General features: G+C 62.5%; 12 protein-coding genes. 9 read left to right on the top strand and 3 right to left on the bottom strand.

Annotated features, from left to right (window positions below):
* Positions 1-77 precede the first annotated feature (77 nt).
* The gene (locus tag CAF76_RS05025) at positions 78-734 is read right to left on the bottom strand and encodes an HAD family phosphatase (protein WP_085647000.1); all 657 of its coding nucleotides are present in this window, start codon (positions 732-734) and stop codon (positions 78-80) included.
* A 143-nt stretch (positions 735-877) separates the two neighbouring features.
* On the opposite strand from CAF76_RS05025, the gene CAF76_RS05020 reads away from it, so the two are divergent.
* Positions 878-1,357, top strand: coding sequence for an RNA pyrophosphohydrolase (locus CAF76_RS05020; RefSeq protein ID WP_003229203.1), 480 nt, complete (start codon positions 878-880; stop codon positions 1,355-1,357).
* Between the two features lie 22 nt (positions 1,358-1,379).
* Positions 1,380-3,659, top strand: coding sequence for a phosphoenolpyruvate--protein phosphotransferase (ptsP, locus tag CAF76_RS05015; RefSeq protein WP_064600191.1), 2,280 nt, complete (start codon positions 1,380-1,382; stop codon positions 3,657-3,659).
* A gap of 203 nt (positions 3,660-3,862) precedes the next feature.
* Here the strand turns inward: ptsP and CAF76_RS05010 are convergent, their stop codons facing one another.
* Positions 3,863-4,609 carry an NRDE family protein gene (locus tag CAF76_RS05010; RefSeq protein ID WP_085646999.1) on the bottom strand — a complete coding sequence of 249 codons (747 nt, stop codon included), beginning with the start codon at positions 4,607-4,609 and terminating at the stop codon, positions 3,863-3,865.
* 131 nt (positions 4,610-4,740) lie between these two features.
* On the opposite strand from CAF76_RS05010, the gene CAF76_RS05005 reads away from it, so the two are divergent.
* From CAF76_RS05005 to CAF76_RS04995, 3 genes are all read left to right on the top strand, one after another.
* The gene (locus CAF76_RS05005; RefSeq protein ID WP_085646998.1) at positions 4,741-5,523 is read left to right on the top strand and encodes a sulfite exporter TauE/SafE family protein; all 783 of its coding nucleotides are present in this window, start codon (positions 4,741-4,743) and stop codon (positions 5,521-5,523) included.
* A 96-nt stretch (positions 5,524-5,619) separates the two neighbouring features.
* Positions 5,620-6,435 carry a prolipoprotein diacylglyceryl transferase gene (gene lgt / locus CAF76_RS05000; RefSeq protein WP_039767887.1) on the top strand — a complete coding sequence of 272 codons (816 nt, stop codon included), beginning with the start codon at positions 5,620-5,622 and terminating at the stop codon, positions 6,433-6,435.
* 50 nt (positions 6,436-6,485) lie between these two features.
* Positions 6,486-7,457 (top strand): thymidylate synthase, encoded by a 972-nt coding sequence (locus CAF76_RS04995; RefSeq protein ID WP_011336420.1) that lies wholly within the window; start codon positions 6,486-6,488, stop codon positions 7,455-7,457.
* Positions 7,458-7,579: 122 nt separating this feature from the next.
* Here CAF76_RS04995 and cadR read toward each other — a convergent pair whose 3' ends face one another.
* Positions 7,580-8,029 (bottom strand): Cd(II)/Pb(II)-responsive transcriptional regulator, encoded by a 450-nt coding sequence (gene cadR, locus CAF76_RS04990; protein WP_007953454.1) that lies wholly within the window; start codon positions 8,027-8,029, stop codon positions 7,580-7,582.
* Positions 8,030-8,113: 84 nt separating this feature from the next.
* Between cadR and CAF76_RS04985 the strand changes: the two genes are divergently transcribed.
* From CAF76_RS04985 to CAF76_RS04970, 4 genes are all read left to right on the top strand, one after another.
* Positions 8,114-10,423: a heavy metal translocating P-type ATPase gene (locus CAF76_RS04985; protein ID WP_085646997.1), complete on the top strand. Its 2,310-nt coding sequence runs from the start codon at positions 8,114-8,116 to the stop codon at positions 10,421-10,423.
* Between the two features lie 16 nt (positions 10,424-10,439).
* Positions 10,440-11,303 carry a LysR family transcriptional regulator gene (locus tag CAF76_RS04980; RefSeq protein ID WP_085646996.1) on the top strand — a complete coding sequence of 288 codons (864 nt, stop codon included), beginning with the start codon at positions 10,440-10,442 and terminating at the stop codon, positions 11,301-11,303.
* 233 nt (positions 11,304-11,536) lie between these two features.
* Positions 11,537-12,613, top strand: a complete 1,077-nt coding sequence (locus CAF76_RS04975; protein WP_007953451.1) for a putative 2-aminoethylphosphonate ABC transporter ATP-binding protein — start codon at positions 11,537-11,539, stop codon at positions 12,611-12,613.
* Entirely contained in the window at positions 12,613-14,337 is a 1,725-nt protein-coding gene (locus CAF76_RS04970; RefSeq protein ID WP_085646995.1) for a putative 2-aminoethylphosphonate ABC transporter permease subunit, read from the top strand. Before CAF76_RS04975 ends, CAF76_RS04970 begins: the two co-directional genes overlap by 1 nt.
* Positions 14,338-14,371 lie beyond the last annotated feature (34 nt).

Below are 14,371 nucleotides of genomic sequence, written 5' to 3'. Positions count from 1 at the left end.
GAGCAGGCTCGCTCCCACATTGATCTGATGCGTTCACAAATTCCTTGTGGGAGCTGGCCTTGCCAGCGATGGCGATATCAGCCGCGCAGACTGATGACGGGCCAGCCACGTTTCTCGGCTTCGGCCAGCAGGTTCGGATCCGGGTCGACTGCCACCGGATTCGCCACCTGCTCCAGCAGCGGCAAGTCGTTCATCGAGTCGCTGTAGAAGTAGCTGCCTTCCAGCGAATATCCGGTTTCTTCCAGCCAGCGGTTCAGGCGCGTCACCTTGCCTTCGCGGAAGCACGGCACGTCGGTGCTGCGTCCGGTGTAGCGACCGTCCTGCATCTCGCACTCGGTGGCGATCAGGGTTTCGACGCCCAGGCGCACGGCGATCGGCGCGGTGACGAAGCGGTTGGTGGCGGTGATGATCACCAGTTTGTCGCCGGCATCGCGGTGCTTTTTCAGCAGATCGAGCGCCTTGGGCAGGATGATCGGCTCGATGCAGTCGCGCATGTAATCGCTGTGCCACTGCTCAAGCACAGCCATCTCGGTGCGGCCGAGGATTTCCAGGCAGAAGTTCAGGTAAGCGGCGTTATCCAGTTTGCCGGCCAGGTAATCCTGATAGAACTCGTCGTTGCGCGCCTTGTAGGCGATCGGGTCGAGGAAGCCGCGCTCGCACAGATAATCGCCCCAGGCGTGATCGCTGTCGCCGCCCAGAAGGGTGTTGTCCAAATCGAATAAAGCCAGGCGCATTGCAGTTACCCGCTGAAAAGTCAGTAAAAAGGCCACAAGAATACGGTCTTTTCACAAGAGTGCACATAAGCTCGGAACCTTCGTTGCCGCCTTCACAACCTTTGTGGAACAATGCGGCGACATGCGTTTGCGAGGTTGTTGCCGTGATCGACCCCGATGGTTTCCGCCCTAATGTCGGGATCATTCTGACGAATGACGCCGGCCAGGTGCTATGGGCTCGCCGTATCAATCAGGATGCCTGGCAGTTTCCGCAAGGGGGAATCAACCCCGAGGAGACGCCCGAAGACGCCTTGTACCGCGAGCTGAACGAAGAAGTTGGCCTGGAACGCGAAGATGTTGAAATTCTCGCCTGTACCCGGGGCTGGTTGCGCTATCGTTTGCCGCAACGTCTGGTGCGAACCCACAGCCAACCGCTGTGCATCGGCCAGAAACAGAAATGGTTTCTCCTGCGCCTGATCTCCAACGAGCAGCGGGTGCGGATGGATTTGACCGGTAAACCGGAGTTCGATGGCTGGCGCTGGGTCAGTTATTGGTATCCGTTGGGCCAGGTGGTGACATTCAAGCGCGAAGTGTATCGCCGCGCTCTCAAAGAGCTTGCCCCGCGCCTTTTAGCGCGCGACTGACGACGGAGTTCGACCCCGAGCCATGCTCAATACGCTGCGCAAGATCGTCCAGGAAGTTAACTCCGCCAAGGATCTCAAGGCGGCGTTGGGGATTATTGTGTTGCGCGTCAAAGAGGCCATGGGCAGCCAGGTCTGCTCGGTCTACCTGCTTGATCCAGAGACCAACCGCTTCGTGCTGATGGCCACCGAGGGCTTGAACAAGCGCTCGATCGGCAAGGTCAGCATGGCACCCAACGAAGGTCTGGTCGGCCTGGTCGGCACGCGTGAAGAACCCCTGAACCTCGAAAACGCCGCGGATCACCCGCGCTACCGCTACTTCGCCGAGACCGGCGAGGAGCGCTACGCCTCGTTCCTCGGGGCGCCGATCATTCACCACCGCCGCGTCGTCGGCGTGTTGGTCATCCAGCAGAAAGAACGCCGCCAGTTCGATGAGGGTGAAGAAGCCTTCCTCGTGACCATGAGCGCGCAGCTCGCGGGCGTAATCGCCCACGCCGAGGCCACCGGCTCGATCCGTGGTCTGGGCCGTCAGGGCAAGGGCATCCAGGAAGCCAAGTTCGTCGGCGTGCCGGGTTCGCCGGGTGCGGCGGTCGGTACCGCGGTGGTCATGCTGCCACCGGCGGATCTGGACGTGGTGCCGGACAAGACCATCACCGACATCGACGCGGAACTGGCGCTGTTCAAGACCGCCATCGAAGGCGTGCGCGCCGACATGCGTGCGTTGTCGGCCAAACTGGCGACCCAGTTGCGGCCGGAGGAGCGCGCGCTGTTCGACGTCTACCTAATGATGCTCGACGATGCCTCGCTGGGCAGCGAAATCACCAACGTGATCAAGACCGGGCAGTGGGCCCAGGGCGCACTGCGCCAGGTCGTGACCGACCACGTCAACCGTTTCGATCTGATGGACGACGAGTACCTGCGGGAGCGGGCGTCGGACGTCAAGGACCTCGGCCGCCGGCTGCTCGCCTATTTGCAGGAGGAGCGTCAGCAGAATCTGGTCTACCCGGAAAAAACCATTCTGGTCAGCGAAGAACTGACGCCGGCGATGCTCGGCGAGGTGCCGGAAGGCACGCTGGTCGGTCTGGTGTCGGTACTCGGTTCGGGCAACTCCCACGTCGCGATCCTTGCCCGGGCCATGGGCATCCCGACAGTAATGGGTCTGGTCGATCTGCCGTACGCCAAGGTCGACGGCATCGAAATGATCGTCGACGGCACACGGGGCGAGGTTTACACCAACCCCAGCGAAGTGCTGCGCAAGCAGTTCACCGAGGTGGTGGAGGAAGAGAAGCAACTGGCGCTGGGGCTCGATACCCTGCGCGACCTGCCGTGCGTGACCCTCGACGGTCACCGCATGCCGCTGTGGGTCAACACCGGCCTGCTGGCGGACGTGGCGCGGGCGCAGAAGCGCGGCGCCGAAGGCGTCGGTCTGTACCGCACCGAAGTGCCGTTCATGATCAACCAGCGCTTCCCGAGCGAGAAGGAACAACTGGCGATCTACCGCGAGCAGCTTGCCGCGTTCCATCCGCAACCGGTGACCATGCGCAGTCTGGACATCGGCGGCGACAAGTCGCTGTCGTACTTCCCGATCAAGGAAGACAACCCGTTCCTCGGCTGGCGCGGGATCCGCGTCACCCTCGACCACCCGGAAATCTTCCTGGTGCAGACCCGCGCGATGCTCAAAGCCAGTGAAGGCCTGAACAACCTGCGGATCCTGCTGCCGATGATCTCCGGCATCCACGAGCTCGAAGAGGCGCTGCACCTGATCCACCGGGCCTGGGGCGAAGTGCGCGACGAAGGCACCGACGTGCCGATGCCGCCGGTGGGCGTGATGATCGAAATTCCTGCGGCGGTTTACCAGACCAAAGAGCTGGCGCGGATGGTGGACTTCCTGTCGGTCGGCTCCAACGACCTGACCCAGTACCTGCTGGCGGTGGACCGCAACAACCCGCGGGTGGCCGATCTCTACGACTACCTGCACCCGGCGGTGCTGCAAGCCCTGCAAACCGTGGTGCGCGACGCCCATGCCGAAGGCAAGCCGGTGAGCATCTGCGGCGAGATGGCCGGTGACCCGGCGGCCGCGGTGCTGTTGATGGCGATGGGTTTCGACAGCCTGTCGATGAACGCCACTAACCTGCCGAAGGTGAAGTGGATGCTGCGTCAGATCAACCTGAGCAAGGCCAAGGATCTGCTGGCGGAACTGATGACCATCGACAACCCGCAGGTGATCCACAGCTCGCTGCAACTGGCGCTGAAGAACCTCGGGTTGGCGAAGATGGTCAACCCGGCGGCTGTAAAACCCCTCTGAATCATTGGCGTATTCAAAAGCCACCCCTCACCCCAACCCTCTCCCCAAAGGGGAGAGGGGGAAAGGGAGCAGATCTCCACGCTGTTCAAAACCTGAGTTCGACTCAATAGATCAGGTCGATGTACCTCGAAAGAACAACTCGGTCGGCTCCCTCTCCCTCCGGGAGAGGGCTGGGCGGGCGGCGTTCCGATGAGGGCTTGCTTCTAAAGGTAAATCTCAACTTCCCCCAAATGCCCGCCATACGGCCCGAAACTGCGCTCCACCATCCGCCGCGTCCCGTCCGCCTGCACAATCAACGCCGTACTCGCCCGCGTCCCATAGCTCTGGCTGGCAATAAACACACTCGACAACAACGACTCGGTCGCCAATCCCACACCGGTATCCGGTAGATCAGCAAACGGTGCCGTTTGCGCATCACTCAATAAAGCCAACAACCGCTCGGGCTGCGGATCATCCAGCACCGCACTCAATGCCGCCTTGGCCTTGAGCAGTTTCGGCCACGGCGTATCCAGCCCGGCGTTGGACAGGCCATAGACGCCGGGCTGCAACATCACCGGTTCCGAAGACCGCGCATTGAAGTGCCACAGCTCGTTGGCATTGCCCAGCAGCAGGTTGAAGCCGGCATAGTCCGGGGAACGGGCGACAACGTCGGACAAATAGTCATCGATCGACAGGTTTCCGGTCAGAAATCCCGCCACCAGCTCGCCCCGAGAACGTCGCGCCGGCGGCTGATGTGGATCGCGTATGTTGGTCAGCGCCGCGAAGCGACCGTTGGCGCCCAGGCCGAGCCAGGTTCCCCCAGCCTCGAGATCGCGACCGGCGTGAACCTGCGGCGATTCGGGCCACTGGGCCAGCGGCAGGCTGGGCCGGGCGTAGAACTCGTCACGGTTGGCCGCGACGATCAGCGGCTGGGCATGCCCCGGCCGCCAGGCGAAAACGATCAGGCACATAAGGTGGTCCTTGTGTGTTTTTTGCCCACTCTACGCAGACATCGTCCGTGCATCCATCGCCAGTGGAGCCGAAGGGTATCCATCCGTTACCATGCCGCTCCGGTTTTGGGGACGCGCCTTGGGAGGCAGCCATGGAATTTCTGCTCTATCTGGCGCTGGGCGCCTGTGCGGGCGTACTGGCCGGGCTGTTCGGGGTGGGCGGCGGGATCATCATCGTCCCGGTGCTGGTGTTCAGTTTCACCTTGCAGGGCTTCGATCCGTCGATCCTGACCCATCTGGCGGTCGGCACGTCCCTGGCGACGATCATCTTCACCTCGGTCAACGCCGTGCGTGAGCATCACCGGCGCGGTGCGGTGCGCTGGCCGATCTTCAAGTGGATGACCGTTGGCATTCTGCTCGGCGCGGGTTTCGGAGCGCTGACCGCCGAAGCGATCTCCGGCCCGAACCTGCAAAAGATCATCGGTGTGTTCGCCCTGATAATCGCCGCGCAGCTGGCGCTGGACGTCAAACCCAAGGCCAGCCGAACGGTGCCGGGCAAACTCGGTCTGACCGTGGCCGGCAGTGTGATCGGCTGGGCATCGGCGATTTTCGGGATTGGCGGCGGCTCGCTGACCGTGCCGTTCCTGACATGGCGCAGCGTGCCGATGCAGCAGGCGGTGGCGACCTCGTCGGCCTGTGGCCTGCCGATCGCCGTCGCCAGTGCCATAAGTTTCATGATTCTGGGCTGGCATGATCCGTTGCTGCCGGCCCATAGTCTCGGTTTTGTGTATTTGCCGGCGCTTTTGGGCATTGCCCTGACCAGCATGGTGTTCGCCCGTCTCGGCGCGCGGCTGGCGCACAGGTTGTCGCCGAAGTTGCTGAAACGGCTGTTCGCGGCTTTGCTGTTTTGCGTGGGCCTGAGCTTTCTGTTCTGAGCCGTCTGTTTTGGCAGGTCGCAATCCTGGCTTAATCCTGAGGTGACAGCGTCGCCCGGGAATTTTTGAAGATTTGAACGCTAACGAGGAATCGCAATGCTGCCTTACCCGCAGATCGATCCGGTGGCTTTGGCCATCGGTCCGCTGAAAATCCACTGGTACGGCCTGATGTACCTGGTCGGCATCGGCGGCGCGTGGCTGCTGGCATCGCGCCGGCTCAACCGTTTCGACCCGACCTGGACCAAGGAAAAACTGTCCGACCTGGTGTTCTGGCTGTCGATGGGGGTGATTGTCGGCGGGCGTCTGGGTTATGTGCTGTTCTATGACCTGAGCGCTTACCTGGCCAACCCGACACTGATTTTCGAAGTGTGGAAGGGCGGCATGTCGTTCCACGGCGGTTTCATCGGCGTGATGCTGGCCGCACTGTGGTTCGGCAAGCGTAACGGCAAGTCGTTCTTCCAGCTGATGGACTTCGTCGCGCCGATGGTGCCGATCGGCCTGGGCGCCGGGCGTATCGGCAACTTCATCAACGCCGAGCTGTGGGGCAAGGCCACCGACGTGCCGTGGGCCATGGTGTTCCCGCCGTTCAGCGACCCGGCGCAACTGCCGCGTCACCCGTCGCAGCTGTATCAGTTCGCACTGGAAGGCGTGGCGCTGTTCCTGATCCTCTGGTTGTTCTCGCGTAAACCGCGACCAACCATGGCGGTCTCGGGCATGTTCGCACTGTTCTATGGCATCTTCCGTTTCATCGTCGAATTCGTCCGCGTGCCGGACGCGCAACTGGGCTATCTGGCCTGGAACTGGCTGACCATGGGTCAGGTGCTCTGCGTACCGATGATCATCGGCGGGCTGTTCCTGATCTGGCTGGCCTACCACCGCGCCCCGGCGGCGCCGGTTGCACCGACAGCTTAAATATTCGAACCCCGGCGACGTTTGCCGGGGCTCAAGGACACAGGTAACTCATGAAGCAATATCTCGATCTGGTGTCGCACGTCATCAACAACGGCACCAAACAGGCCAACCGTACCGGCGTGAACACCATCAGCTTTCCGGGCGCCATGCTGCGCTTCGATCTGCAGGAAGGTTTCCCGGCGATCACCACCCGCAAGATGGCCTTCAAATCGGCCATCGGCGAGATGTGCGGCTTTCTGCGTGGCGTGAACAACGCCGCCGAATTCCGTGCGCTGGGCTGCAAGGTCTGGGATCAGAACGCCAACGAAAACGCTCAGTGGCTGGCCAACCCGTTCCGCCAGGGCGAAGACGACCTCGGCGAAATCTACGGCGTGCAATGGCGCAAATGGCCGGCGTACAAGCAGATCCCGCTGAGCAACACGGCGGCCATCGAGCAAACCCTGAGCAACGGCTACAAGCAGATTGCCCAGGGCGAAGAAGACGGCCAGGCCTATGTGGTGCTTTACAAAGCCATCGATCAGGTGCGCCAGTGCGTCGACACGATCATCAAGGACCCGGGCAGCCGGCGCATCCTGTTCCACGGCTGGAACTGCGCCCAGCTCGATGAAATGGCCTTGCCGCCGTGCCATCTGCTGTACCAGTTCCACCCGAATGTCGAGACCAAGGAAATTTCTCTGACCCTCTACATCCGCTCCAACGACCTGGGCCTGGGCACACCGTTCAACCTCACCGAAGGCGCCGCGCTGCTGAGCCTGATCGGTCGCCTGACCGGCTACACGCCGCGCTGGTTCACCTATTTCATCGGTGACGCCCACGTCTACGAAAACCACCTGGACATGCTCAACGAACAGCTCAAGCGCGAGCCGTTCGCCATGCCGAAACTGAAGATTTCGGACCGCGTGCCTGAGTTTGCCAAGACCGGTGTTTATCAGCCGGAGTGGCTGGAGCTGGTAGAGCCGAGCGACTTCTCGCTGGAAGGCTACGAGCACCATGCGCCGATGACCGCGCCGATGGCGGTCTGACAGCCTGCCATTAAACCTGTGGGAGCTGGCTTGCCAGCGATGACGGCAGCACATCCAACATTGATGTGTCTGTAAAACCGCTATCGCTGGCAAGCCAGCTCCCACAATGTTTTGTGGTTTTGTCAGTGGCCGTGGCTGCGGCCCACATGTGAATGCTCAACCTCCGCCGCCACAACCCCGCCACTCACCTCCAGCCGCTGCAGGATCCCGCACTGATCCGCCTCCGGCCCTTCGCCACAGCGCTGGCGCAGGTCGAGCAGTTGCGTCTGCAATGCCAGTAACCCGTCGATCCGCGCCTTGACGTGCTGGATGTGCTCGTCGATCAGCGCATTCACGCTTTCGCACTGATCCTGCGGGCTGTCGCGCAAGGCGAGCAGGCTGCGGATTTCTTCGAGGGTCATGTCGAGGGTGCGGCAGTTGCGGATGAAGGTCAGGCGCTCGGCGTGGGCCTGGGTGTAGACGCGGTAGTTGCCGTCGCTGCGGGCCGGTTCCGGCAGCAGGTTTTCACGCTCGTAGTAGCGGATGGTTTCCACGGCGCAATCGGTCTGTTTCGCCAGTTCTCCGATCTTCATGACGGTAATCTCCAAAAGGGTGCTTGACCCTATAGTGGCTACAGGGTCTTTACTTGGCAACAGGCACCTTCATGGACGCGACCAATGAGCGATTCCCTGCACACCCACAAGCCCGGCGACGGGCACGATCACAGTCACAAACTGCAGCCTGTGCATAAACATGCCCACGGCGGCGATTCCTGCTGCGGGTCGAAAACCGTTACGCCTGCGCCGGCTCATTCGAGTGAAGACTCGTGCTGTTCGTCGAAAGTCGCCGCACCTTCGCTTGTTCAACTGAGCGAGGCAAAAAGCGCCGACGCCCGGCTGAGCAGCTTCCGCATCGAGGCGATGGACTGCCCGACCGAACAGACCCTGATCCAGAACAAGCTCGGCAAACTGGCCGGGATCCAGCAACTGGAATTCAACCTGATCAACCGCGTGCTCGGCGTGACCCACAATCTGCCGGACACCGCGCCGATCATCGATGCGATCAAATCCCTCGGCATGCAGGCCGAGCCGCTGGAGGCGGGCGTCGAAGCGCCAACGCCAGCGCCGGTGAAGAAACACTGGTGGCCACTGGCGCTGTCCGGCGTCGGCGCACTGGCCGCTGAAGTGATCCACTTCACCAACGCCGCCCCGACTTGGGTCGTAGCGATCATCGCGCTGATCTCGATCCTCAGCGGCGGCCTCACCACCTACAAGAAGGGCTGGATCGCCCTGAAGAACCGCAACCTCAACATCAACGCCCTGATGAGCATCGCCGTGACCGGCGCCGTGTTGATCGGCCAATGGCCGGAAGCGGCGATGGTGATGTTCCTGTTCACCGTGGCCGAGCTGATCGAAGCGCGCTCGCTGGATCGTGCGCGCAACGCCATCAGCGGCCTGATGCAGATGACGCCGGAGCAAGCCACTGTGTTGCAGGCGGACGGCAACTGGGTCGAACTGGACGTCAAAAGCATTGATCTCGGCGCCCGCGTGCGGGTGAAACCCGGCGAGCGCATCGCGCTGGACGGCGAAGTCGTGAGTGGCAGTTCGACCATCGATCAGGCGCCGATCACCGGTGAAAGCCTGCCGGTGGAGAAAACCGTCGGCGACAAAGTCTTTGCGGGCACCATCAACCAGGCCGGTTCGCTGGAATACGCAGTGACAGCCGCAGCCAACAATTCCACTCTGGCGCGGATCATCCACGCCGTGGAACAGGCGCAAGGCGCGCGGGCGCCGACCCAGCGCTTCGTCGATCAATTCTCGAAAATCTACACACCGGTGGTCTTTGTCCTGGCGCTGGCCGTGGCGATCATCCCGCCGCTGTTCATGGGCGCCGCGTGGTTCGACTGGATCTACCGCGCGCTGGTGCTGCTGGTCGTCGCGTGCCCGTGCGCATTGGTGATTTCCACCCCGGTGACCATCGTCAGTGGCCTCGCCGCAGCGGCGCGCAAAGGCATTCTGGTCAAGGGCGGCGTGTACCTGGAGGGCGGTTTCAAACTCGACTATCTGGCCCTCGACAAGACCGGCACCCTCACCCACGGCAAACCGGTGCAGACCGATTTCCTGTCCCTCGACCCGACTGCCGACGCCACGGCCCCGGCGATTGCCGCCGCGCTGGCCGGGCGCTCCGATCACCCGGTATCGCTGGCCATCGCCAACGCGGCTGTGGATAAAGGTCTCGCGACTCTGCTTGTGGATAACTTCGAAGCGCTGGCTGGCCGTGGGGTAAAAGGCGAGGTCAATGGTCAGGTCTACCACTTGGGCAACCACCGATTGGTTGAAGAACTGGGGCTGTGCTCGCCGCAACTGGAAGAAAAACTGTTCGCGCTGGAGAAACAGGGCAAGTCCGTGGTGCTGCTGCTCGACCGCTCCGGCCCGCTGGCATTGTTCGCCGTGGCCGACACGGTCAAGGAAACCAGCCGCGAAGCGATTCGCCAACTGCACGAACTGGGCGTGAAAACCCTGATGCTCACCGGCGACAACGTCCACACCGCCCAGGCGATCGCGGCGCAGGTCGGGATCGATCAGGCCAAGGGCGACTTGCTGCCCACCGATAAACTGCAAGCCATCGAAGACCTGTACGCGCAGGGCCATCGGGTCGGCATGGTCGGCGACGGTATCAACGACGCGCCTGCACTGGCGCGGGCGGAGATCGGTTTTGCGATGGCGGCGGCAGGCACCGACACGGCGATCGAAACCGCCGATGTCGCCCTGATGGACGATGATCTGCGCAAGATTCCGGCGTTCATCAGCCTGTCGCGCCATACCGCCGCTATCCTCAAACAGAACATCGCGCTGGCGCTGGTGATCAAAGCGATCTTTCTTGGGGTAACCTTCGCCGGGCTCGCCACCATGTGGATGGCGGTGTTTGCCGACATGGGCGTGAGCCTGCTGGTGGTGTTCAACGGTTTGCGCCTGCTGCGCAAATAGAGGAAGAGGGACGGTTGTGCTGAGTGCCGAGCTGAAAGCGTTTTACATGGTGGCCCGTTTGGGCAGCATCACGCTGGCGGCGAAAAAGCTCGGCCTCAGTCAACCGACCGTGACCACCCAGATCCGCAATCTGGAAAGCCAGTACTCGGTTGAGCTGTTCTACCGTGGCGGCCGGCGTCTGAGCGTCAGCGACGAAGGCGCGCGGCTGTTGCCGATGGTCAAGGCGCTGTTGCAGCAGGAAGCCGATATCGAATTCTTCCTGCGCAACAGCGGCCAGGTCCAGGGCACGCTGCGCATTGCCGCCACCGCGCCGTATTACATCCTCGACCTGGTGAAGACTTTCCGCGAGCGCCTGCCGCAGGTGGAGGTGTCGGTGGAAATCGGCAACTCGCAGCAGGTGCTCGAAGCGCTGGAGGATTACCGGGTGGATGTCGCGGCGTCGTCGCAGTTGCTCGACGATGCACGGCTGATACGCCGGGTGCTCGGCAGCGACCCGCTGGTGCTGGCGGTGCATCGCAATCATCCGCTGGCGGCGCACGAGCATGTGACGCTGAGCGCGCTGGCCGGGCATACCTTGCTGATGCGCGAATCCGGCTCGACCACCCGTCGCCTGACCGAAGAGTTGCTGGCCAGCGCCGGCGTCAGTTTTGGCCCGTTGCTGGAGATCGGCAGCCGCGAATCGATCCGCGAAGCGGTGCTGCGCAACATCGGCATCAGCATCATCGCCCGCCAGGAAGTGCCGCACGATCCGCAGTTAAGGGTGCTGACCCTCGAAAATGCGCCGCAGATTCCCGAATACCTTTACTGCCTCAAGGAACGCAAGAACGCTCGCTTGCCGGCCGCGTTTCTCGGCCTGGCGCAGGAAATGTCCCCGGCTTGATCGTAATGATCGTTCCCACGCTCTGCGTGGGAATGCCTCATTGGACGCTCTGCGTCCGCTCTTGGGACGCGGAGCGTCCCGGGCTGCATTCCCACGCAGAGCGTGGGAACGATCCGCGATCCGCGGTGAACCAAAATCCCTGAATACCACTATCGGTCGATTTTGCCTTGTTGCCATATGACCGACGCATTACAACTCTAGGATTCGTCTCATCTGCTTGATGAGGCCTGTCCATGAACCCTGCAATCGCAACTGCCCTGACCAATCCCGGCGCACCGATGAAAGTGCGCGGCGTGCAGAAGCGTTTCGGCGCTTTCACGGCGCTGGATAACGTCTCCCTCGATGTCGCGGCCGGTGAGCTGGTGTGCCTGCTCGGCCCGTCGGGCTGTGGCAAGACCACGTTGTTGCGTTGTATCGCCGGTCTGGAGAAACAGGACAGCGGCGAGTTGTACCTCGGCGAGCGCGACGTTTCCCACCTCGCGCCCCAGGCTCGGGATTACGGCATCCTGTTCCAGTCCTACGCGTTGTTCCCCAATCTGACCGTCGAAGCGAACATTGCCTACGGCCTCGCCGGCAGCGGTCGCGATGAAGTGCGCCGTCGCGTCGGTCAGATGCTGGAACTGGTCGGCCTCACCGGCAGTGAGAAAAAGTACCCCGGCCAGTTGTCCGGCGGCCAGCAGCAACGGGTGGCGTTGGCCCGCGCCCTGGCCCCCGCACCGTCGCTGTTGTTGCTCGACGAACCGATGTCGGCCCTCGACGCCCGGGTGCGCGAGCATCTGTGCACCGAGCTGCGCCAACTGCAACGCAACCTTGGCATCACCACTCTGATGGTCACCCACAATCAGGACGAAGCGATGCTGATGGCCGACCGCATCGCCGTGATGAACAACGGCAAGGTCGAGCAGTACGCCACCCCGCAGGAAATCTACAACCGCCCGGCCACGCCGTTCGTGGCCGAGTTTGTCGGCCAGGGCAACTGGCTGCCGTTCCAGCGCAGCAGCGACAGCCACGCCAAGGTCGGCGGGATGAACCTGCGCCTGGCCGACGGCAGCGTCCACAGCCCATCGGGCCGGCTGTTCTGCCGTCCGGAAGCGATCAACGTCAATCCGCTGGTGCACGAGGAAAACCTGTTCCCGGCCAAAGTCCGTGAGATCACCTTCCTCGGCAACCGCTGCCGCATGAGCTTCGAGCTCGATCAGTTACCCGGTCACGCCTTGCTCGCCGAACTGGCACCGGAAGCCATGCCGCGCCTCGGCGCCCAGCAGATCATGGTTGCCTTGCCGCCACGCAGCCTGCAGGTGTTTGCCTGATGAACAGCAACCTCGCACTGCCGCTATCGCAAAAGCAGGCGCGGCAGATGTCCGGGGCCGAGGTCGGCGACCGGATCTTCGTCCTCGGCGGCAAACTCCTGCTGCTGGTGCTGCTCGGTGTGGCGGTGCTGTTGCCATTGCTGGCGATCTTCTGGCGCGGCTTCAGCAGCGAAGCCGGGCAGGGCGGTGGCTGGCTCGCCGCCAAGGAGCTGGTGAGCAGCGACAATTTCCACTGGTTGCTCGGTAACAGCCTGAAAGTTTCCCTCAGCGTCGCGGCCATCGTCGTACCGCTGGCTTACCTGTTTGCCTACGCGTTGCAACGCACGTTGATTCCGGCAAAAGGCATCTGGCGCGGGATCTCCCTGCTGCCGCTGATGGCGCCGTCGATGCTGCCGGGGATTGCGCTGGTTTACCTGTTCGGCAATCAGGGCCTGTTGCGCGGGCTGCTGTCGGACAACATCTACGGTTTCTGGGGGATTGTTCTGGGCGAGGTGATCTACACCTTCCCACACGCCTTGATGATTTTGCTGTCAGCCCTGTCGCTGGCGGATGCGCGATTGTTCGACGCTGCGTCGAGCATGGGCGCCAGTCCGGCGAAAGCCTTCCGCAGCATCACCTGGCCCGCGACCCGTCAGGCTGTGTTCGCCGCGTTCTGTCTGGTGTTCACCCTGACCATCACCGACTTCGGTGTGCCGGTGGTGGTCGGTGGCGACTATCAGGTGCTGGCGCTGGAAGCCTACAAAGCGGTGGTCGGCCAGCAGCAATTCGGGCGCGGCGCGCTGATTGGCATGGTTCTGTTGCTGCCGGCACTGTTCAGCTTCGGCGTCGATGCCTGGCTGCGTCGGCGTCACGGTGATTCCATGAGCGGCCGCGCCCAGGTGTTCAAACCGGCACCGTCGAAGAAGCGCGATGCCTTTTATCTCAGCGTGGTCCTGCTGATCAGCGCCGCGTTGCTGCTGGTGTTCGGCATGGCGGTGTTCTCGTCGCTGGTGAAGTTCTGGCCGTACAACCTGTCGCTGTCGCTCAACCACTATCAGTTCAACGAGACCGCTGGCGGTGGCTGGCTGGCCTACGGCAACAGTTTGAAGATGGCGCTGGGCACGGCGTTGATCGGCAGCATGCTGATCTTCACCGGCGCCTATCTGATGGAAAAGACCCGCAACCAGCGCGGACTCAATCTGACACTGCGCATGCTCAGTTTCGTACCGATGGCGGTGCCGGGGCTGGTGCTCGGTCTGGGTTACGTCTTCTTTTTCAACCTGACCGGCAACCCGCTGCACGTGTTGTACGGAACCATGACCCTGCTGATCGTCTGCACCATTGCTCACTATTTGACCACTGCGCAGATGACTGCCACCACCGCGCTGCGTCAGCTCGACGCCGAATTCGAAGCCGCCGCGCTGTCGCTCAAGGCGCCGCTGTACCGGCATTACCTGCGGGTCACCGTGCCGATCTGCCTGCCGGCGCTGCTGGACATCGTGCGCTATCTGTTCGTCTCGGCCATGACCACCGTGTCCGCCGCTATTTTCCTCTACAGCCCCGACACCATCCTTGCGGCGGTGGCGGTGTTGAACATGGATGACGCCGGCAACGTCGGCGGCGCGGCGGCGATGTCGACCCTGATTCTGTTCACCTCGGCGGGCGTGTCCTTGCTGCTGGCGTGGGCTTCGCGCGGCTTGCTGCGCCGTTCCCAGGCCTGGCGGCAAACGGCGCCGGGCCACTGATTCCATCCCGTTCAACTCCCCCTCAACTCAAAAG

This window comes from Pseudomonas sp. B40(2017), from assembly GCF_002112855.1.
Classification (GTDB): Bacteria; Pseudomonadota; Gammaproteobacteria; order Pseudomonadales; family Pseudomonadaceae; genus Aquipseudomonas; species Aquipseudomonas pharyngis.
Note: the sequence above shows the minus strand (reverse complement) of the source record. Positions and strands in the feature narration are given on the sequence as shown.